The sequence below is a fragment of the Halomonas sp. AOP22-C1-8 genome (assembly GCF_052378905.1).
GTDB lineage: Bacteria > Pseudomonadota > Gammaproteobacteria > Pseudomonadales > Halomonadaceae > Vreelandella > Vreelandella citrativorans.
The window spans coordinates 1-1,266 of the sequence record NZ_JBQSYD010000066.1; the positions used below are offsets into that span (position 1 = coordinate 1).

3 protein-coding genes are annotated in these 1,266 nt (G+C 40.7%); 1 reads left to right on the forward strand and 2 read right to left on the reverse strand.

The window, feature by feature from the left end; translation table 11 throughout:
• Window positions 1-104 precede the first annotated feature (104 nt).
• On the forward strand, window positions 105-335 hold the full coding sequence (locus ACT3TY_RS17865) for a tyrosine-type recombinase/integrase (RefSeq protein WP_444629092.1): 231 nt from the start codon (window positions 105-107) through the stop codon (window positions 333-335).
• Window positions 336-582: 247 nt separating this feature from the next.
• Here ACT3TY_RS17865 and ACT3TY_RS17870 read toward each other — a convergent pair whose 3' ends face one another.
• Together ACT3TY_RS17870 and ACT3TY_RS17875 are read right to left on the reverse strand one after the other, a co-directional pair.
• The gene (locus ACT3TY_RS17870) at window positions 583-894 is read right to left on the reverse strand and encodes a hypothetical protein (protein WP_213971709.1); all 312 of its coding nucleotides are present in this window, start codon (window positions 892-894) and stop codon (window positions 583-585) included.
• A partial coding sequence (locus ACT3TY_RS17875) for a hypothetical protein (protein ID WP_444629091.1) occupies window positions 891-1,266 on the reverse strand: 376 nt, incomplete at its 5' end. The genes ACT3TY_RS17870 and ACT3TY_RS17875, both read right to left, overlap by 4 nt.

Genomic DNA, 1,266 nt, shown 5'->3' on the forward strand with positions numbered 1-1,266 from the left:
TCTTCAACAGCGCTTCTCTGCGCTCTGGGGAATAACGTGGCATCGCAGTACTCAAACCGCCCCCGGGAATTGGTTAGGGTAAAACCAATCAGGCGACAACTACCCTGACACCGGGGGAGGATGGGCAGTCACTAAGTAAGTTTGGGCCGCATGACCTACGTAGAACAGCGAGCACTTTGCTGCATGAGGCAGGATACAACACGGATTGGATAGAAAAGTGCCTGGCACACGAACAGAAAGGGGTGAGGGCAGTTTACAATAAAGCCGAGTACCGAGAACAGCGCGCGGCCATGTTGCAGGACTGGGCTGACATGATTGATGAGTGGACCACTTAGTATCTTGCTATCAATTATACGAGTAACACAATTATACGAGTAAGTCTTAACTTGATCTGTCAGATTTGATGAGAAATTAATCATATCTGACAGCCATCTAAGTATCATTTTTGACTCGTCTCATTTTAAGCTTGTTAAGGTAACTGACATTCAACGTAACTGATTTTTGGACATAAACGCGTTAGATTAATGACTCTAACGCGCTTATCTGAGATTAGATAAAGTATCTTGAAACCTTAAACACTTGTTAGCCAGCATTTTGTCGAAGAGCACTCATTTCTCGACTTATTTGAATTAAAAGATCTTCTACATCTTTTGATAGTTTCTTGTAGTCTTCCGTAACTTGCTCCTGACTTTTATTAGCCAAGAAGAATAGCTTCTTAGAAGTCTGAATAATTAGATTAACATGCACTGCCTTAGGGTCTATTTGGTTTATAGAAACCCATCTGTTGATCGATTTTTCTGTCAAGCTGAATAGAGGTTCTCCATATAAGTGGAAACTATTTACAATCTTCACAGCTTCTCGCTGAGATTCAATTCTATTTCTAAACTCACTCATACTTTATCGACTCTTTTTATCAATGACTGCATCCAGCATTTTATTTGGGGAAGACTTTCAATAGCTGCAAACACTTGAGGCTCTGTAAGAGAGCTTCCAACACCTCGTGTGCAGAGAATTCTAGCAGACTCTAGCACATCGAATACTTCTCTATCGATTGGGACACTTAAAGCACCTAAGTTTATGCTAGAGCGTCTTGAAAAATCAGGACGTTCTAAATATGCCAACGAGTAACATGAAGCAAAGTTTCTCATTGCCAAAAACACTGTTGATAAATCAAACTCCCGGGACAACGCCGACTCATTTATTGAGTAACATGCTGACTTGAATATTTCATAGAACTTAACACAATCAGACTCACCATCAGAATAA

Coding starts and splice junctions, on each gene's coding strand:
- ACT3TY_RS17870 (WP_213971709.1), bottom strand. CDS start 894: ATGAGTGAGTTTAGAAATAGAATTGAATCTCAGCGAGAAGCTGTGAAG.